Genomic DNA, 19285 nt, shown 5'->3' on the forward strand with positions numbered 1-19285 from the left:
TTTTCTTTGGAACAGAAGGGCTATTTTTGGGGCGACTTCCCGGAGTGACGAACTAAAAAAATAATGGAATGAAAAAAGCTGTTTTTTTACTTGTTGTATTGTGTATGGGAAATATGGCCCGGGCGAATACTGTGGTTTGGGGGCCTACGGGACACAGGGTTGTGGGTGAGATTGCAGAGCAATACCTCAATGGCCGCGCCCGGAGGAAAATAGCCAGACTGCTGCACGGGGAGCACCTCGCAGTAGTGGCTAACTATGCTGATAACATAAAATCCGATCCCCGTTTCCGGAAATACAGTCCCTGGCATTATGTAAATATTCCGCCGGGAAAGCAGTACGGGGAGGTTCCTGCAAGTGAATACGGCGATCTGGTGATCGGGATAGAAAAATGTATCGCCGTACTGGAAGATGATAATGCCGCGGAGGAAGACCGGGTTTTTTATCTTAAAATGTTAATCCACTTTATCGGAGATCTTCACCAGCCCCTTCATGTAGGCAGGGCCGAAGATAAAGGCGGAAATGACATACAGGTGCGCTGGTTTGATGACGGCACTAATCTGCACAGTGTCTGGGACTCCGGGATGATCGATCACTACAAAATGAGCTACACTGAAATAGCCGGCAGTTATCCGGAAATATCCCGGAAGGAGGTAAAAAAACTGCAACAGGGCAGTCTGCCGGACTGGGTGGAAGAATCCCGCGACCTGGCGGATGAGGTATATGCTTCTGCGGAGATCGGTGAAAAACTGGGCTATCGTTATATGTACGATCATTTTGATGCCGTGAAGGAACAGCTCCGGAAGGGCGGAATCCGGCTGGCAAAGGTGCTCAACGAAATTTTCGGGTGATTTTCCGGGGAATTCCTGTTTAAAACCATTTCCTTAGTTTGGCACGGCATTTGATCTATTATCCGTGAAGGCTAAGCGCGAGGAAATTAATATATGTATTCCCGTTATGTTAAAGGCAGCAATTGGCTTTCGTATCCCAGGGAATAAGAAACACAAAGCGTCCGCCGAAAGCGGACGGCTTTTTTTACTTCAATTATTTATCAGGGCTGTTTTTTGATATTTCGGAAAGTCATATTGATCCTCCGGCCTGTTTCCCTTGCGGTTTTTGGGATCTGGTGCAGCCAGTGGTGCTGGGTTTTTCCCTGCATAATGAGCAGACTTCCGTTTTCCAGCAGTAATTTGTGTTTGTACTGTTTCTCTTTTTTGTGCTTCAGGTGAAAGTAACGTTCCGCCCCGAGGCTCACAGAAGCGATCACCGGGTTTGTGCCCAGTTCGGGTTCGTTATCCGCATGCCAGCCGTTGCTGTCTTTTCCGTGGCGGTACAGGTTTAAAAGGCAGGAGGTAAAATGTGTTTCGCATGCCTGTTCTACCTTTTGTTTTATTTCTTCCAGTTCCGGGAAAAAGGGGAGCGGGTGCATGGTGATCCCCGAATAGGAATAAGGGGCTTCGTTATCGGCATATAACGCCGTTAACCGGGGTTGAGGGTGGGTTTTTCCGAAGAGGGTAATATAATCCTGCTGCCATCGGGCAGCGTTCAGAATGGCATCGTAATAGCGTAACGCGTCCGCTTCCGGGAAAAATCCGGGACAATAGCAGACATCGGCATCTTTCAACGGAATCCTGTATGTGTCTTTTTTATACAATGTAACGGGTATTGGGTTACACACTGTCTTTTATCAGTTGAATACAGACTGGAGTTCATGCCTGTATTCCGTAGGACTTTTACCGGTAAACTCCCTGAACGATTTGTTGAAATGCGAAAAATTGTTGAACCCGCTTTCGAAACATATCTCGGTAATGCTCATCGGCTTTTCGGCCAGCAGTTTGGAAGCGTGTACCAACCGGTATTCGTTTACAAACTTTGTAAAGGTCTTGTTGCTTATCTTCTTAAAATACCTGCAGAACGAGGGCACGGTCATACTTACGATTTCCGCTACTTCATCCAGGGAGATCTGTCTCCTGTAATTGTCCTTGACAAAATTAAAGATAATATTTATCCTTTCGTTGTCCTGGACTTCTGTTTCCAGGAGAAAACTCTCCGCATTGAGTACCTTGTATTCTTTGGAATCCTGGAGGTCGTGCAGCACACTCAGGATGGTAAGCAGCCTGTTGAACTGCGATTGTGCAGCCATATGCTCTATTTTCCTTCCTATTTTTTCCTTGGTTTCGCCATAAAAAGCGATCCCTCCTTTGGCCCGGTCAAAAATGGTCTGGATGTTTTTCATCTCGGGGATTTCCAGGAAATCCCTCCCCAGGAAGGTGGGTTTCATCTGTATTACCGTTTCACTTTTGTTGCCGGTAAGTTCGTTGGTAAAGCCGCAGTGGGGGAGGTTACTGCCTATCAGGATGAGGTCGCCGTCTGTGTAATAGGATATGTGGCTGCCTATTTGCCGTTTGCCGGCGCCTCCGTTTACGTAAACCAGTTCTATTTCCGGGTGGTAATGCCATACCCTTGCCTTGTTGTTCTTTTTCTGGCGGTACCTGGAATAGGAAAAAGAATTACCGAACGAAGGGTGTATGACTTCGAATGACGGTTTTAGATTTTTCAATTCCATAGTTGTATATTTTTGAATGTTGAATTTTTTCTAAAAAATATCGTGATATTGGCAATATCTATACAAAGTTAACAATAATATATGAGATATTACCCGTAACATTAATTTAACATTGGGTTAGGGTTAAAATAGCACATGTATCGGAAAATTTAACGGTAGTGTATTCGCAATGCCCGGCGTAATTTTACATCGTCAACAAAACCTAATCTGTTTAATTAAAAAAATTGCTGTTATGAAAAAGTTAACCAAGATCAGTATTGTTGCCGCTGTTATGTTAATGGTGGTGACTGTCGGGGCAAAAACCGCCGGTGACGCGGACTTCTCTCTTGAAGTTAAGGCGTATGAAGGTAAAACCGTGAGTTTTGTTGTTAGTAACGTACAGAAATCCGTTGGACTTTCACTTATAGATAGGAATGACAGGGTATTGTATGCAGAAAACATTGAAGTAAACGGTGAATACAAACGAACCTATAATTTCGACAAATTGCCGGAAGGGGAGTATTTCCTTGAAGTAGAGAGCGCTACCAAGGTGAAACGATATCCCATAGTTGTTAATACTTATTCCGCACGGCTTTTTTATGAGAAAAACAACGAAATGTTCAAACCTATAGTTTCCGTGAGAAACAGTATGGTGTATGTAAACCTGTTGAGCCTGGACAAGTCGCCGCTTCACATAGAGGTTTATGATGACAACGATACCCTGCTTCACGAAGAAACACTGAAAGGAGCTTATGAACTGGGCAAAATGTATGATTTTTCAAATGTACACAAAGGATCATACACACTTGTCCTTACCCACAAAAACAAAACGTTCGTAAAAGAAGTAAAGACCGAAAAGTCATAAATAAGGAAAAAGAAAAAGATTAATATTGGGTTTTTTAATAGATTGATTGATTTTAAAGCGAAAGAGGCTGCCGGAAAGGCAGCCTTTTTTCATGGTTTACGACTGTGATTGTGTTTCAGTGATCCAGGCGTTTATTTTGTCTTCCAGTAATTGCAGCGGCAAACATCCTGATTCCAGTATTTTATTGTGAAATTGTTTGATGTCGAACCGGTCTCCCAGTGCTTTTTCTGTTTTTTCCCGAAGTTCCAGGATCTTCAACTGGCCTGCTTTATAAGACAGGGCCTGGCCCGGTATTGCCATGTAACGTTCTATTTCCGCTGTAATTCCGGCTTCCGACTCCGCTTCGTTATCCAAAGAATATTGAATAGCCTGTTCCCGGGTCCAGTCTTTTGTGTGTATTCCGGTATCCACAACCAGCCGTATGGCGCGGTGCATTTCGGCGCTTAACATACCGAAATATTGATAAGGGTCTGTGTAAAGCCCCAGTTCTTTGCCCAGCGATTCCGAATAAAGCGCCCATCCTTCACCGTAGGCACTGTAGTATAGTGATTTGCGGAACATGGGGAGCGAATCGTTTTCCTGTTGCAGGGAAATCTGGTAGTGATGTCCGGGGATGGCCTCGTGAAGGAACAGGTCCTCATCGGAGAATACATTGTAGTTTTTTACATCGGGAATGGGGACATAAAATATTCCCGGCCGCGTTCCGTCCAGAGAACCCGGATGGTATTCGGCACTTGCCGAGGCCTCGCGGAATGCCTCGGTACGGCGTACTTCAAAGGCGGTTTCCGGGGCCAGGTCAAAAAGCTTGTCCAGTTGGGGCTGCATGGTCCGGTGAATTTCTTTGAAATTGTCGATCACCTGTTGCGGATCGGTGTAGGGCATCAGCTCTTTTTTGTTCCTTACATGGTCAAAAAAGGCCTTGAGGTCACCTTTAAACCCTGTTTCCGCTTTAACCTTTTCCATCTCCGAGGCAATACGTTCCACTTCCTTCAGTCCCAGTTCATGGATTTCCCCGGCAGTTAGATCCGTAGTAGTGTATTTCCGGATAAGGTGGTTGTAGAATTCCCGGCCTTCCGGTATTGCAGAGATTCCCGAGCTTTCCCTCCCGGCAGGGAGGTATTCATCTTTTAAAAAAGTGTGTAAATCTTTAAAGGCGGGGATCAGTTGATCTCCGATCATGGTGGTGTAGGCTTTTCGGAGACTGGTTTTTTCTTCATCGGTAAAGGTTTCGGGGAAGTTTTTTACCGGGGTATAAAACAGGTGTTCTTCCACTTCCGCATTGGCCAGGCCTTCTATCTGGGGAAGAATTTTTATTGTGAGTGACTTTGGAAGGACATATCCTTTTTCCATTCCTTTCTTCATGTTTGCCACCGCAGTATCGCACCATATTGTAAAAGCGTCGATACGTTTGAGCCAGTTGTTGTAATCTTCCGCGGTATTGAAGGGCTGTGCTCCCGTTCCGCCGGCCAGTTGTGTCATGGTGAGGGGCAGGGAATAAAATTGATTGAAAGGGATCAAATGCGTGGGAAATTCCAGTTCCTCCAGGTTCATGTCGCATTCCCACCGGAGGATGTCATAGCTCATTTGCTCGTTTTTGCTGAGTGTATTCCTGTCATAGTTTTCCAGCTTTGTATTATAGCGTGAGTAAAAAGCCTTGAGTGAGTCCCTGTATGCTTCGGTGATGTTGTTGGGAAGACGGTCATTGTAACGGTTGTCGCCTGCAAAAGTGGCATTGAGGGGATTTAATTTCAGGCTTTCTTCATAATAGTCTTCAAATACCTGTGCAATGGGAGGCTGGTCTTCGGATTTTTGTGTTGCTTCTTTTTTACAGCTTTGCATAAACACCAGTAGAATACCGGTGATAAGAATAATTTTCTTTTTCATGGGAATTGGTTATTGAGTAGTTAGCGTCGATAAGGGCTTTCATGTACAGAAAGAAGACTCCGGCCGGATATTATGCCGAAGGTGAAGCCGACGAAGTATCCGGTTTTACTCCGTTGTCCTGCATTTTTCGGTTGCGGTGGTTGCGGTACAGGGGTGGGACGTATTCCAGTTTCCGGAAGCGGAGCGCTTCCCAGTCTTTGTTGATGATGAGGTCTTCAACCCAGTCATAGGAATTCCGGGTAAGCGGGCCCCAGTTATAGGCATCCGTAATATCCGTGGTGTAATTTTTGGAGATGGTTCTGGGGTGTGCGATCCATAGAATCACATCGTCTTTAAGCTTTGGTCCCAGTGTAAGCATTTGTTGTTCGAACTCCTTTATAGAGGTGACAAATACCAGTGCAAATTCCACTTTATTGACCTGTACAAGCGACTCTATGACCTCGATACCCACAAGTTCGGCCAGTTGTTTTGTAAATCCCCTGGGTTCGTTCAACACCAGGATCTCTTTTTGGTTTTCCAGTTTTAATTTTTTGAACAGGTTTGTCATCACTTCTATAATTGCAAAAGGTTTGTAAAAAGCCGTGCCTCATAAAAATACAAAAAAATCTTTTCATTTGACGTTTTTACGGCCTCCTTTTACCTTTAAAGGATGAGAAAAGTGTCAGGATATTCTTGAGAGCGCCTTGCCCAGGTCTTTTCGGCAACTTTCCGCCAGGTGGGGGTGTATGATGGCTTTTTGTATGGTTTGCCCGTTCCGGGGCCGGTAAAGCAGTTCAAAAATGTTTTTCAGGCTTAATTGTCGCGGATCTCTTTCCAGGATGGTAACAGGGTCTCCCGCAGCTACGGTGCCCCGTGAAAGTACACGAAGATATGCGCCGGGAAAGGCATGAGTGATAAAGTGCTTTAGGACTTTTTGGTCGCCGAACCGGATACCCAGTTTAAAGCAGGGTTGTCTTGGCTGGGAAACCTGTACCACTGCACTGCCTATTTTCATGACATCGCCAATGCGTATATCGGCTTCGTCAAGTCCCTGTACCGTGATGTTTTCGCCGAACATTCCCCAGTTCCAGTCGAGGTCGGGGTAAAGGTTTTTCCAGTAGGGGTAATGATCGGCAGAAAAGAGGTAACAGGCCTTGTCTTTTCCACCGTGGTATTTCCGGTCTACTACGGTATCGCCTTTTACATCTTCGGCCTCCAGCACTATGGGGTCGGGTACCGGGAGTTTGTAGATCCCGGTTTTAACTTCTTTTCCCCGCCAGTTGATAACAGTGGGGCGGGCTATGTTGACGGCAATGACTTTCATAACGTAAAACTACGGCTAAAAATTAAAATTTCACAACCTGTCCCTGTTTCTTCACGGTCGGGATTCCGGTTTTTTGTCTTGTTCCAAAATATAGAAGCTGATCAACAAAAAACCGCTCCGGAAAAATCCACGGAACGGTTTTTTACTTAATAAAAGACCTGAAACAGAAGTCAGGTATCCGACTTTCAATATCTCAAACCCGAAAAGGCTACTTAATCATATCAAAGCTTCTTTTTACAAAGCTGGTAAGTTCTTCACCTTTCAAAAGCCCCTGTGATAAACGCGCCAGGTCGAGCGACTGTTTTATCAGTCTTTCCTGTTTGGCCTTGGTCTTGGTGTTCAGTATTTGCACCACCAGGTCGTTGTTTGTATTCACCACGAGGTTATACATTTCAGGCATATTGCTCATACCGAACATGCCGCCTCCTCCGGTGGCATTCATTTCCTTCATCCTTCGCATGAATTCGGGCTGGGTGATAAGGAAGGGAGCAGCATCGCTGTCCATGGCTTCCAGTTGTACGGTATATTTTTCTTTCGGAACGACTTCGGTCAGCCTTTCTTTTAACTTGTCTTTTTCTTCGTCTGATAACTTGGAGATCTTTTCCTCGTCTTTTTTGATGAGGTTGTCTATCGGTTCGGCATCCACACGGACGAAGGAAACGTTTTCCTTCTCGGTTTCCAGCTTCTGGATAAGGTGTGCTACTATGGGCGAATCCAGCAATAATACCTCGTAACCTTTTGCTTTGGCCTCTTCGATATAACTGTGCTGTTCTTCCTTGTTGCCGGCGTAAAGGATCACGAGTTTGTCATCCTTGTCTGTCTGGTTGTCCTTGATCTTTTCCCTGAATTCCTCAAACGTGTAGTACTTGTCATCTACGGTCGGATACAGGGCAAACTTATCAGCTTTTTCAAAGAATTTCTCTTCCGAAAGCATCCCGTATTCGATAACGATCTTGATATCGTTCCACTTTTTCTCAAAATCTTCTCGGTTGTCCTTGAAGAGCGAGTTCAGTTTGTCGGCCACCTTACGGGTAATATAATTGGCTATTTTCTTTACATTGCCGTCGGCCTGTAAATAGCTTCGCGATACGTTCAGCGGAATATCCGGTGAATCGATCACCCCGCGGAGCATGGTCAGGAATTCCGGTACAATACCTTCTACATTATCGGTAACGAAAACCTGGTTCTGGAAGAGTTGTATCTTATCCTTCTGCAGGTTGATATCGTTGGAAAGCCTCGGGAAATATAATATCCCTGTCAGGTTGAACGGATAGTCCACGTTGAGGTGGATATGGAACAACGGCTCTTCGAACTGCATGGGATAGAGTTCGCGGTAGAAGTTTTTGTAGTCTTCTTCTTTGAGGTCTGTCGGCTGCTTGGTCCAGGCCGGTTCGGTATTGTTGATAATGTTGTCCACTTCCCGGGTCGGTGCGGGATCGTCTTCCTTGGCATCTTCCGGTTTCGGCAGGGTTTCTGTTTTGGTTCCGAATTTTATCGGAACGGGCATAAACTTGTTGTATTTTACCAGCAGTTCGTTGATCCTGTTTTCTTCGAGGAATTCGGTAGAGTCGTCTGCAATGTGCAGGATGATCTCTGTTCCGCGTTCTTTTTTATCGGCCTCCTCAAGGGTAAACTGCGGGCTTCCGTCACAGGTCCAGTGCGCTGCCGGGGCATCTGTGTGCGATTTGGTAATGATCTCTACTTTTTTGGCCACCATGAAGGCAGAGTAAAAACCGAGCCCGAAATGGCCGATGATCCCCGTATCCTTGGAATCCTTGTACTTTTCCAGGAACTCCTCCGCTCCGGAGAAAGCAACTTCGTTAATGTATTTCTGAACTTCTTCAGCGGTCATCCCTATCCCCTGGTCCAGGATATGGAGTTTTTTGCCTTCCTTGTCAATTTTTACTTCGATAACGGGATTGCCGTATTCCACTTTGGTTTCCCCGATACCGGCAAGGTGTTTCAGTTTTAAGGTGGCATCGGTGGCATTGGAGATAAGCTCCCTCAAAAAGATCTCGTGGTCGCTGTACAGGAATTTCTTGATCAGCGGAAAAATGTTTTCTACAGATACGTTAATATTTCCGGTTGTCATTTTATTAGAATTTTAATAGTGATTTTCCGAAAAGGACCATCCCAAAAAAAATACCAATACGGCGTATAGTGACAAAGTGACATTTTAAAGTCAGAAGTTCGAAGTTGGAAGTCCCATGTGCCGATGGGTAATTCGATGGTGAGTCAATGTAATATTTGGCGGTGTATGGATGAGATATGACCGGTGCGGGATGGTAAATGCTCAATTATCGTGACGGCGGGAAAAATGTATCCCCGGAAATAATGCCGGACACATAAACCCCGAAACTCGGAACTGATCAACTGTCCCTCTTCGCTATGCCACCGTAACCATAATCCCCTGGTCCCTGAGTTTTTTTACCAGTACGGGAGAAATGCTCTTGTCAGTAATGATATGGTCTACCTGGTCCAGCTCACATATTTTTCCGAATCCCTTTTTTCCGAATTTCGTGGCATCGGCCAGTACGATGATCTCCTGTGCCGACCGGATCATTTTCTGGTTGAGGTGGGCTTCCGTAATATCTGTGGTGGTGAGCCCGAAATCCAGGTCAATGCCATCCACACCTATAAATAATTTGTTGCAGGAAGTCTCCTCAAGGATCATTTCTGCATAATGCCCGGTTACGGAAGAAGAACTGTGCCGGGTATAACCGCCCAGCTGTAACACCTCTATATTGGGATGCCTCAGCAGTTCCGTAGCCACGTTCAGGGCAGAAGTGATAACAATAAGCTTGTCTTTGGGCTGAATGGCCCTCGCAAAAGCCAGCACGGTGGTCCCCGAAGCGATGATAATGGATTCGGCTGTATCCACCAGTTTGGAAGCCGCGGCAGCAATGGCTTTTTTCTCTTCGGTCTGTACTTTTTCCTTCTCATTGACGTGCCTGTCGTTGACATAGGGGTTTTCAAGAGAAGCTCCGCCATGTGTACGGAACAACAGGCCTTTTTCTTCCAGTAACCGCAAATCCTTACGGATGGTTACTGCAGATGTCCGGAGTTCCTTGCTCAATTCCAGTACTTCAACATGTTTTTCCCTGGCCAGTTTATCCAGGATTTGTTTGTGTCTGTTCATCATAGTACAATAGCCCGTTTACGGGTATAAAAATACGCAAAAGTTTGAATAAATTTCAATGGAAATAATGAAATGAAACAAAACGGGGCTAAAACGAAATGCAAAATAATGTATTGGAAAGAGGAATATTTTGTCCGTTATTAAAGCATATTTGCAGCTTTTGTCAGGTTTACGGCGGATTTTTCCATTACGCTAAAAATGTCGGAAATATTTTTGGGAATTTAAAAATATCATTTACTTTTGAAAAGTTTCGTTATTGTGTTTTATGTTTAAAAACGAAACTTTAATGTGTAAAAAATGAAATGAAAAAGATGGATAACGAAATAAGGCCGTTCCGGAGAGAAGAACTGATAAAAAAGCTGGAACAGGAAGAAAAGTGGGACGTTATCGTCATTGGTGGCGGAGCTACGGGACTTGGAGTGGCCCTGGACAGTGTTAGCCGGGGATATCGCACCCTGGTACTGGAGCAGTCAGATTTTGCCAAGGGGACTTCCAGCCGGAGTACCAAGCTCGTGCACGGTGGTGTACGTTACCTGGCCCAGGGCAATATAGGTTTGGTAAGGGAAGCTTTGCGCGAACGGGGGCTCCTGCTGAAAAATGCACCGCACCTGGTGAAGAATCAGTCTTTTGTGATTCCTAATTACCGCTGGTGGGGCGGTATTTTTTATACCGTGGGGCTGAAAATATACGACCTTCTTGCGGGAAAACTGAGCCTCGGGGCTTCCGTGTTTATCGGCAAGGATGAAACCCTGAAAAGAATCCCGACAGTGAAAACGGAAGGACTTAGGGGCGGGGTACTGTATCACGACGGACAATTTGACGATTCCCGGCTGGCGGTCAACCTTGCCCAGACCTGTATAGAACACGGGGCAGTAGTGTTAAATTATACGGAAGTAAGAGGACTGCTGAAGAAAAACAGTCATATAGGCGGGGTGATAGCCGCTGATAAGGAAACCGGAAAGATATATAATATTGACGGAGATGTGGTGGTAAATGCGACGGGGATTTTTGTTGACAATATCCTGCGCATGGAAAAACCGGACAGTCGCGATCTGGTCCGGCCGAGCCAGGGGGTCCACCTTGTGCTGGACAAGTCTTTTCTCCCGGGCGATGATGCGGTGATGATCCCGAAGACCGATGACGGCAGGGTACTTTTTGCAGTGCCCTGGCACGACAGGGTGGTAGTGGGGACAACCGACACTCCCCTGGATGAACACAGTCTTGAACCACAGGCACTGGAAGAAGAGATCACATTTATACTGAAGACCTCCGGGCGGTACCTTACCAAAAAACCGCAGCGGAAAGATGTACGGTCCGTATTTGCCGGGCTCCGGCCGCTTGCTGCAACCGAGGGAGATTCCGGGAAAACCAAGGAAATTTCAAGAAGTCATAAAATATTGGTTTCCGAGGCTGGACTCATTACCATTACCGGGGGCAAATGGACCACTTTCAGGAAAATGGGAGAAGATACGATAAGCAAAGTGGTAGCATTGAAGCGGTTGCCGAAACGTGACAGTAAAAGTGCGACAATGTCCGTTCACGGGGCGAAGCCGGCGCCGGATTTTAATGATCCGTTGTATGTGTACGGAAGTGACCGGGAAAAAGTCATGGCCCTTATAGAAGAACACCCCGAACTGGGTGAAAAACTGGACGATGGCCTGCCATATCTGAAAGCAGAGGTCGTATGGGCCGCCCGGCATGAGATGGCACGGACGGTGGAGGATGTACTTGCCCGGCGGACAAGAGCGCTTTTTCTGGATGCCAGGGCTGCCGTACGGATGGCCGGGGAAACCGCAAGGCTGATGGCGGAGGAACTGGGTTATGACGAACAATGGCAGAAAGAACAGGTACGGGCCTTCGGGGAAGTCGCTGAGAATTATATCATTTGATACATCAATTCAATCTACCTTAATAAACCTGATATTATGAAACAATACATTTTGGCCCTGGACCAGGGGACTACGAGTTCGCGGGCGATCCTGTTCGATGAAAAGGGGCAGATCGTTTCCGTGGCGCAAAAGGAGTTTACCCAGATATTCCCCAAACCCGGATGGGTGGAACACAATGCCCTGGAAATATGGTCTACACAGGCAGGAGTAGCGGCCGAAGCAGTGACAAAAATCGGCCTGAACGGCAAGAATATTGCTGCCATGGGCATTACCAACCAGCGGGAAACGGTTATTGTGTGGGACAGGACCACAGGAACTCCCGTTTACAATGCTATTGTCTGGCAGGACCGGAGAACGGCAGAATATTGTGCGGAACTGAAAAAACAGGGGAAAGAAGCCATGATCCGTGAAAAGACCGGACTTATTATCGATTCGTATTTTTCGGCGACGAAAGTGAAATGGATACTGGACAATGTGCCGGGAGCCAGGGAAAAGGCAGAGGCCGGAGAATTGGTCTGCGGTACGGTGGACAGCTGGATCATCTGGAATTTTACCAAGGGCGAACTCCACATTACGGATGTAACCAATGCCTCCCGGACGCTATTGTTCAATATTCATACCATGGACTGGGACGATGAATTGCTGGAATTGTTTACCATTCCCAAAAGCATGCTGCCGGAAGTAAAACAATCCAGCGAAGTGTACGGGCATTCCAAGACCACCGTATTTGCCACGCCCATTCCCATAGCGGGTATCGGTGGTGACCAGCAGGCCGCACTTTTCGGGCAGATGTGCATCGAGCCGGGTATGGTAAAGAATACCTACGGAACCGGGTGCTTTATGCTGATGAACATCGGGGATAAACCGAGACTTTCCGAAAATAACCTGCTTACCACCGTAGCCTGGAAAATAAACGGTAAGACCCAATACGCCCTCGAAGGCAGTATTTTTATTGCGGGTGCCGTGGTGCAGTGGCTCAGGGACGGGTTGAAATTTATCCGTTCATCGGAAGAAGTGGAGCAACTGGCAGCACAGGTAAAGGATACGGACGGCGTTTATTTTGTCCCCGCTTTTGCCGGATTGGGTGCGCCCTATTGGAATTCCGATGCCCGGGGCACCATGGTAGGGTTAAGCCGTGGCACAACCGCGGCCCATATTGCCCGTGCCGCACTGGAATCCATCGCATACCAGACGGCAGATGTGCTCAAAGCCATGCAGGCCGATGCAGGGATAGAGATCAGGGAGCTGCGTGTAGACGGCGGGGCCGCGGTCAACGATTTGCTGATGCAGTTCCAGTCCGATCTTCTGAAATGTAGCGTCATACGCCCAAATATTATAGAAACCACAGCCCTGGGAGCAGCCTATCTGGCCGGACTGGCTACCGGATATTGGAAAAACATGGAGGAAATACAGCAGTTGTGGCAGGCGGAAAAAGAATTTACACCCGACCCCGATCACCATGTGGAAGAAGGTATTGCGGGATGGAAACGGGCCATTAAAGCAACGCAAAGCTGGGCTACATAGAGAGGGTGCACGGCCGCCTCACAAAAAGGTAAAATTCAATATACAACCAAAAAACACCAAATGACACCATTTATAGCGGAATTTTTAGGAACCATGCTGCTCATTCTCCTTGGAGACGGCGTTGTGGCCAATGTCATTCTCAAAGATACGAAGGGAAATAACGGAGGCTGGATAGTCATCACCACCGGGTGGGCACTGGCCGTTTTTGTCGGAGTTATCGTGGCAGGACCCTACAGCGGGGCCCATATTAACCCGGCAGTAACCATAGCCCTGGCTATCGCCGGGAAGTTCGCGTGGGCAAATGTGGCCCTGTTTATAACGGCACAACTGCTGGGAGCGATGACAGGGGCTTTCCTGGTGTGGGTCGTGTACAAGGATCATTTTAACCGTACGGAGGACAAGGGAATAGTGCTGGCTGTGTTCAGTACCGGGCCGGCTGTTCGCCGCTATTCTTCAAACCTTATCAGCGAGATCATAGGTACTTTTGTATTACTGTTTACCATATTTTATATTACCGGGGCCGAAATTACGGCTTCCGGAGAGCCCATAGGTCTGGGGTCGGTAGGGGCGTTGCCTGTTGCCTTTCTGGTATGGGTAATAGGATTGTCGCTGGGAGGTACCACGGGATATGCTATTAACCCGGCACGGGATCTTGGTCCGAGGATCATGCACGCCGTTTTACCCATAAAAACAAAAGGCGATAGCGACTGGGCTTATGCATGGGTGCCCGTAATGGGGCCGGTAATCGGTTGTGCGGTTGCCGCGGGGCTTTTTATGCTGCTTCAGTAGTCGTAAAAAACAGATCCCGGACTTTTTAGCCCGGGATGTTTGCTGTAGTATGAGTTAATATTTCCTATTCCCTGCCTTTGTTCTTCACGTATTTTTCGAGCCATTGGTCCTGTTCCCACAATATGTGCAGAATAGACTCGATAGCGGCATAGCCGTGACTTTCCCTGGGGAGCATCACCAGTCTCGCAGGGGCACCGAAGCCTTTCAGGGCATTGAAATACCGTTCGCTTTGCATGGGGTAGGTGCCCGAATTGTTATCGGCCTCACCGTGAATGAGCAATAAGGGCGTTTTCATTTTGTCAGCGTGCATAAAAGGAGACATGCCGTTGTATATTTCCGGAGCTTCCCAGTAGTTGCGTTCTTCACTCTGGAACCCGAAAGGGGTCAGGGTCCGGTTGTAGGCCCCGCTTCGTGCTATTCCCGCAGCGAACAGGTCGGAATGTGTGAGCAGGTTGGCCGTCATAAACGCACCGTAGGAATGACCTCCTACGGCCACTCTTTCCCGGTCTATGTATCCCAGTTCATCCACGGCATCTATAGCTGCCCTGGCATTGGCTACCAGTTGTTCGCGGAACGTGTCGTTAGGTTCCTTTTCTCCTTCTCCGATAATGGGGAAGGCCGCATCATCAAGAACAACAAAACCGCGCGTTACCCAGTATACCGGAGAACCGTAGTAGGGATAGGTGAACTCGTTCGGGTTGGAAGTCGTTTGTGCGGCACTGTTCTTGTCCTTGTATTCTCTGGGATAGGCCCAGAGGAACAAGGGGAGCTTTTCCTTGTTGTCCATGTCATATCCTGCGGGAAGGTATAGGGTGCCGCTTAACTCCAGTCCGTCGTCCCTTTTATAGGTGATGACTTCCTTATGAACATTTTCAATGCTTTTGAACGGGTTCTCAAAACGGGTAACGGGAATGGGGGCTATTCGTTTTCTCAGGTTCCTGATGTAGTAATTGGGATATTCGTTCTTGGATTCGATACGCACAAGGACTTCTCCTTTTTGTGTGTCTATCAGGGAGCGGATGCTTTCCAGTTTGTCGGTCAATCGGGATTGATAGAGGCGTTCCTTCTTGGAATTGACCAGGTTGATCTTGTCTATAAAAGGGAATTGTCCTTTATCGGAGTAGCCGTCACCTATGAGGTAAGCATTATTTCCGTCCAGTTTCAGAACGTGTTTTCCGTATTTGTTCTTCTCTGTTTCAAAATCTCCCGGATCGCTGTACCGGTCCTGATAATTCCTGTCAAACAATATTCTGGCTTCTTTACCGGGCCGGGAAGGATTGAATATGTAGGTTTTGGTGTTGCGGTTGTTCCACCATCCGTCCCGAAGGATGGCAATACGATCGTTTCCCCAGGTAATGCCGGAAAACCGGTTGATGGTTTTTGCCAGCGAAACGGGCTTTCCGTCAAAAGGGGCATCGAGTGAAAAGATTTCGTCCCGGAACTGTACCTCTTTTTCCGGGTCGCCTCCGTCCAGGGCCTCCGCCCATACCAGGGTAGCCGGTTGGTCTGATCTCCATGAAATTTTTCGTTTCCCCTTTTTTGTGGCCATAAAGCCTTTGGGAAGGTCTTCAAGGAGCGGGGTTTTTTCGATGTTTTGCACCAGATTGCCATCCAGGTCGTAAACGTCGGTGGAAGAAGGGAAACGGTACAGGGGAACAATGTAGGAAAAGGGGCGGTGTATGGTAGTGACCATTATATATTTTCCGTCGGGGGAAAAGCTTTCGCTGCGGTACATGGCTTTTTCTTTCCAGAGCGATTTATTCCCGTTAAGGTCAACCTTATACAATTCGGAAGTAGCGAGAGTTTCAAAATTTTGTTCGTCCTCCTTGTTTTTCAGGAGGTCCTGGTATGTCCTGTTCTGTGCCAGGATGCCACTGCTTACCGTAACCGTGGGGCCGGCAGGTACAGACGCTTCCGTGTCAATGAGGTCCGGACGGTTTTCCGGGAGCATACGTACCAACAGGGATTTTCCGTCCCCGAACCAACTAATGGGATTGCCCATATTGGCATTGACAGTAGCGTTGGTAAGTTTTTTGGCTGCTCCCTTTTCCATATCCAATACCCAGATCTCCACCCCGGTATTGGTGGTGTTGGTGAATGCGATTTTCTTTTCGTCGGGAGAGGAAGTAAAGTATGAAAGCCTCGGGTTTTCCGGAAGCCCTGTAACCTGTTTTGGTTCGGGCTCCGTCAGTTTTTTGAATTTGATATTGTTGATGAATACGGCCCTGCTGGAAATGTTGGTTTTCGGGTTGATGCGCAGGCCGGCAAGCCGGAGTTCGTCTTCCGCCAGTTCGGCAATGGTCTTGTAACTGTTCCGGTACAACAGGAGCATGTTTTCCTTTTTGTTGTCCGTGATTACGGAAGGCGGCCGTTGAATATCCACCAGTTCCAGGATTTCTTTCGGAGGTTTTTGATAGGTCAGGTGTTCCTGTGCCGTTGCAAAAATGCCAAAACCGGTACACAGGCAGGAAAATAAAAATAGTTTGAGTTTCATTAGTGGTGTGTTTATAATTGTGGTAAAATTGCTAAAAAAAGGAAGAAAAAAACTTAAATATATCTTAAAATAAGGTACATGTGTTATTTTGGTGTGACAAGGGAAACAATGGTGGAGTAATGAATTTTATTGCAGATACTGAATTTGTTACGTCATACCGAAAATAGTTTTTTAAGAGCTGTAACTCCTACATTTTCATTAATTTTAACTTAAATTGCACCCCGGATTAGTAAAAGTTACCAAAAAAACAGCAAAGATGTACAACAGCAAGATTTCCGGTCTGGGATATTATGTCCCCGAACATGTGGTCACGAACAATGATCTCTCGAAAATCATGGATACGAATGACGAATGGATACGGGAACGTACGGGGATACAGGAAAGACGCCATGTAGTGAAGGGCGATGGAGATACCACGGCAACAATGGGGGTGAAAGCGGCGAAAGTGGCTATGGAAAGGGCCGGGATCGATAAAAAAGAGATCGATTTTATCGTGTTCGCCACGCTGAGCCCGGATTATTATTTTCCCGGTCCGGGAGTGTTGGTACAGAAGGAACTGGGGCTCGATACTATTGGCGCACTGGATGTGAGGAACCAGTGTTCGGGTTTTGTTTATGCAATTTCCGTGGCCGATCAGTTTATAAAGACCGGGATGTACAAAAATATCCTGGTCATAGGATCGGAACTGCACTCTACAGGGCTCGACATGACCACCCGCGGCAGGGCGGTCTCCGTGATTTTCGGTGACGGTGCCGGCGCTGCGGTGCTGACGAGAGAGGAAGATACAACCCGGGGAATTTTATCCACGCATTTGCATTCGGAAGGAGAGCATGCGGAAGAACTGGCCCTGACCGCTCCCGGAATGGGAGGGCGCTGGGTGTTGGATATCCTGAAAGAGAACGACCCGGAAGACACGTCCTATTACCCGTATATGAACGGGCAGTTTGTGTTTAAGAATGCAGTAGTGCGGTTTAGTGAAGTTATTATGGAAGGATTGAAGCAGAACAAGCTGCACCCCTCCGATATTGATATGCTGATCCCGCACCAGGCCAACCTTAGGATATCACAATTCATCCAGCAAAAATTCGGGCTGTCTGATGACAAGGTGTACAACAATATCCAGAAATACGGGAATACCACGGCGGCTTCGATCCCCATAGCATTGACCGAAGCCTGGGAAGAAGGAAAGGTCAAAGAAGGGGATGTTGTGGTGCTGGCCGCTTTCGGAAGCGGATTTACCTGGGGAAGTGCCGTGATAAAATGGTAATTCCCTAAAGATTTTCCCGTGCAAATTCCCGGCAGAAGGATTTTATTTCATCCCGGGTGGCCCGGAAGGTCTCTACGAGTTCCTTTGCCGTACCGCTCTTTTTGCTCGGATCGGTAAAGTTATGGTGCAGTTTTTTGGTTTTCCCCATAAATACGGGACAACTTTCATTGGCGTGGTCGCATACGGTGATCACATAATCAAAATCGATATTGGCGTATTCGTCCACATGGTTGGAGGTGTGTTTGCTGATGTCTACACTGTCTTCGGCCATAATTCCCACCGCAAAAGGGTTAAGACCGTGGATTTCTACCCCGGCGCTGTACACGGCAGCCTTATCGCCTGCAAATTGTTGAAGGTATCCCTGGGCCATCTGGCTCCGGCAGGAGTTCCCGGTACAAAGGACTAAAATGTTTTTCATTTCTGTGAATTAAGGTTATCTTTTTGTTGGAGGGCCGATTTCCGGTCCCCTGCTTCCTGTGAGGTGTAATATTTCTTTTTAAGCCAAAAGGCTGCCTGTACCAGTAATATGAGTGCCGGGACTTCTACCAACGGGCCTATGACGCCGGTAAATGCCTGTCCGCTGTTAAGTCCGAAAACTGCAATGGCAACAGCGATGGCCAGTTCGAAGTTGTTCCCGGCAGCGGTGAATGCCACGGCCGCATTTTTGTCGTAATCCGCCCCGAGGACTTTACTCAGTATAAAACCGATGAGAAACATTATACCGAAATAAATGAGTAACGGGATCGCTATTTTTACCACGTCTAGGGGAATGTTTACGATCAGCTCTCCCTTCAGGCTGAACATGACTACGATGGTAAACAGCAGTGCAATAAGGGTTAAAGGCGATATTTTCGGGATAAAAACCTTGTTGTACCACGTTTCACCCTTGAGTTTCACCAAAAGGTAACGGCTCAGTATTCCCAGAGCGAATGGAATACCGAGATAAAGGGCCACACTTTCGGCAATGGTGCCGATAGATATGTCTACAATAGCCCCCTCAAAGCCGAAATAGGGAGGAAGTACGGTAATGAACACCCAGGCGTAAAAGCTGTAAAAGAACACCTGGAAAATACTGTTTAAAGCCACGAGTCCGGCGCCGTATTCACTGTTTCCCTCCGCGAGGTCGTTCCATACCAGGACCATGGCAATACAGCGCGCCAGCCCTATCAGGATCAACCCCGTCATGTATTCGGGTTCGTCACTCAGGAAAACAAGGGCCAGGACAAACATTAATACGGGGCCCACGATCCAGTTCAGGAAAAGGGACAGAGAAAGCAGCCGGACATTTTTAAACACTCCGGGCAGCAACTTGTAATTGACCTTGGCCAGGGGCGGGTACATCATTACAATAAGCCCGATAGCTATGGGAATGTTGGTGCTCCCCTTGCCGAAGGACTGTATAAAACTGCCTGAAGAAGGAATGAAATAACCTATGGCGACCCCCACGGCCATGGCCATAAAGATCCATAATGTGAGGTAGTTGTCCAGAAATGATAGTTTTTTTTGCATGAATGTTTTTTATCCGGTTTTTGAATTTTTACAAAGCGGGAAGCAGGTTTATGGCAGGAAACCGTACCTCCCGCATGTTA

Annotated in this window: 16 protein-coding genes; 6 read left to right on the top strand and 10 right to left on the bottom strand. The window is 47.2% G+C overall.

All coding sequences use genetic code 11. The features are described 5' to 3' along the window. The first annotated feature begins 68 nt into the window (after positions 1-68). The gene (locus tag LS482_RS15095; protein WP_233028349.1) at positions 69-848 is read left to right on the top strand and encodes a S1/P1 nuclease; all 780 of its coding nucleotides are present in this window, start codon (positions 69-71) and stop codon (positions 846-848) included. A gap of 200 nt (positions 849-1048) precedes the next feature. Here LS482_RS15095 and LS482_RS15100 read toward each other — a convergent pair whose 3' ends face one another. After that, positions 1049-1651 carry an alpha-ketoglutarate-dependent dioxygenase AlkB family protein gene (locus LS482_RS15100; protein WP_233028350.1) on the bottom strand — a complete coding sequence of 201 codons (603 nt, stop codon included), beginning with the start codon at positions 1649-1651 and terminating at the stop codon, positions 1049-1051. Between the two features lie 33 nt (positions 1652-1684). Further along, on the bottom strand, positions 1685-2557 hold the full coding sequence (locus tag LS482_RS15105; protein ID WP_233031837.1) for an AraC family transcriptional regulator: 873 nt from the start codon (positions 2555-2557) through the stop codon (positions 1685-1687). Positions 2558-2795: 238 nt separating this feature from the next. Here LS482_RS15105 and LS482_RS15110 point away from each other — a divergent pair, with 238 nt between their 5' ends. After that, positions 2796-3407 carry a T9SS type A sorting domain-containing protein gene (locus tag LS482_RS15110; RefSeq protein WP_233028351.1) on the top strand — a complete coding sequence of 204 codons (612 nt, stop codon included), beginning with the start codon at positions 2796-2798 and terminating at the stop codon, positions 3405-3407. A 96-nt stretch (positions 3408-3503) separates the two neighbouring features. On the opposite strand, the gene LS482_RS15115 is transcribed toward LS482_RS15110, so the two are convergent. The 5 genes from LS482_RS15115 to LS482_RS15135 form a co-directional block, all read right to left on the bottom strand. After that, complete coding sequence (locus tag LS482_RS15115; protein WP_233028352.1) at positions 3504-5291, bottom strand: DUF885 domain-containing protein; 1788 nt, start codon at positions 5289-5291, stop codon at positions 3504-3506. A gap of 70 nt (positions 5292-5361) precedes the next feature. After that, positions 5362-5838, bottom strand: coding sequence for a hypothetical protein (locus tag LS482_RS15120; RefSeq protein WP_233028353.1), 477 nt, complete (start codon positions 5836-5838; stop codon positions 5362-5364). 114 nt (positions 5839-5952) lie between these two features. Then, positions 5953-6594 carry an MOSC domain-containing protein gene (locus tag LS482_RS15125; RefSeq protein ID WP_233028354.1) on the bottom strand — a complete coding sequence of 214 codons (642 nt, stop codon included), beginning with the start codon at positions 6592-6594 and terminating at the stop codon, positions 5953-5955. Between the two features lie 208 nt (positions 6595-6802). Then, the gene (gene htpG / locus LS482_RS15130; protein ID WP_233028355.1) at positions 6803-8686 is read right to left on the bottom strand and encodes a molecular chaperone HtpG; all 1884 of its coding nucleotides are present in this window, start codon (positions 8684-8686) and stop codon (positions 6803-6805) included. 294 nt (positions 8687-8980) lie between these two features. Further along, positions 8981-9736 carry a DeoR/GlpR family DNA-binding transcription regulator gene (locus LS482_RS15135; RefSeq protein WP_367890578.1) on the bottom strand — a complete coding sequence of 252 codons (756 nt, stop codon included), beginning with the start codon at positions 9734-9736 and terminating at the stop codon, positions 8981-8983. A gap of 299 nt (positions 9737-10035) precedes the next feature. Here LS482_RS15135 and LS482_RS15140 point away from each other — a divergent pair, with 299 nt between their 5' ends. From LS482_RS15140 to LS482_RS15150, 3 genes are read left to right on the top strand one after another with little or no spacing between them, the layout of a single operon-like run. After that, a complete protein-coding gene (locus tag LS482_RS15140; RefSeq protein ID WP_437440998.1) occupies positions 10036-11622 on the top strand; it encodes a glycerol-3-phosphate dehydrogenase/oxidase in 1587 nt (528 codons plus the stop codon). Between the two features lie 36 nt (positions 11623-11658). Then, the gene (gene glpK, locus LS482_RS15145) at positions 11659-13146 is read left to right on the top strand and encodes a glycerol kinase GlpK (RefSeq protein WP_233028356.1); all 1488 of its coding nucleotides are present in this window, start codon (positions 11659-11661) and stop codon (positions 13144-13146) included. Positions 13147-13206: 60 nt separating this feature from the next. After that, positions 13207-13935, top strand: a complete 729-nt coding sequence (locus LS482_RS15150) for an MIP/aquaporin family protein (RefSeq protein ID WP_233028357.1) — start codon at positions 13207-13209, stop codon at positions 13933-13935. 64 nt (positions 13936-13999) lie between these two features. Here the strand turns inward: LS482_RS15150 and LS482_RS15155 are convergent, their stop codons facing one another. Beyond that, positions 14000-16429: a S9 family peptidase gene (locus tag LS482_RS15155; RefSeq protein WP_233028358.1), complete on the bottom strand. Its 2430-nt coding sequence runs from the start codon at positions 16427-16429 to the stop codon at positions 14000-14002. A 256-nt stretch (positions 16430-16685) separates the two neighbouring features. Between LS482_RS15155 and LS482_RS15160 the strand changes: the two genes are divergently transcribed. Continuing rightward, a complete protein-coding gene (locus LS482_RS15160) occupies positions 16686-17696 on the top strand; it encodes a 3-oxoacyl-ACP synthase III family protein (RefSeq protein WP_233028359.1) in 1011 nt (336 codons plus the stop codon). Between the two features lie 4 nt (positions 17697-17700). On the opposite strand, the gene LS482_RS15165 is transcribed toward LS482_RS15160, so the two are convergent. After that, positions 17701-18114, bottom strand: a complete 414-nt coding sequence (locus tag LS482_RS15165) for an arsenate reductase ArsC (RefSeq protein ID WP_233028360.1) — start codon at positions 18112-18114, stop codon at positions 17701-17703. Beyond that, positions 18111-19205: an ACR3 family arsenite efflux transporter gene (gene arsB / locus LS482_RS15170; protein WP_233028361.1), complete on the bottom strand. Its 1095-nt coding sequence runs from the start codon at positions 19203-19205 to the stop codon at positions 18111-18113. Before arsB ends, LS482_RS15165 begins: the two co-directional genes overlap by 4 nt. Between the last annotated feature and the right edge of the window lie 80 nt (positions 19206-19285).

It is taken from the genome of Sinomicrobium kalidii (assembly GCF_021183825.1).
GTDB classification, from domain to species: Bacteria; Bacteroidota; Bacteroidia; order Flavobacteriales; family Flavobacteriaceae; genus Sinomicrobium; species Sinomicrobium kalidii.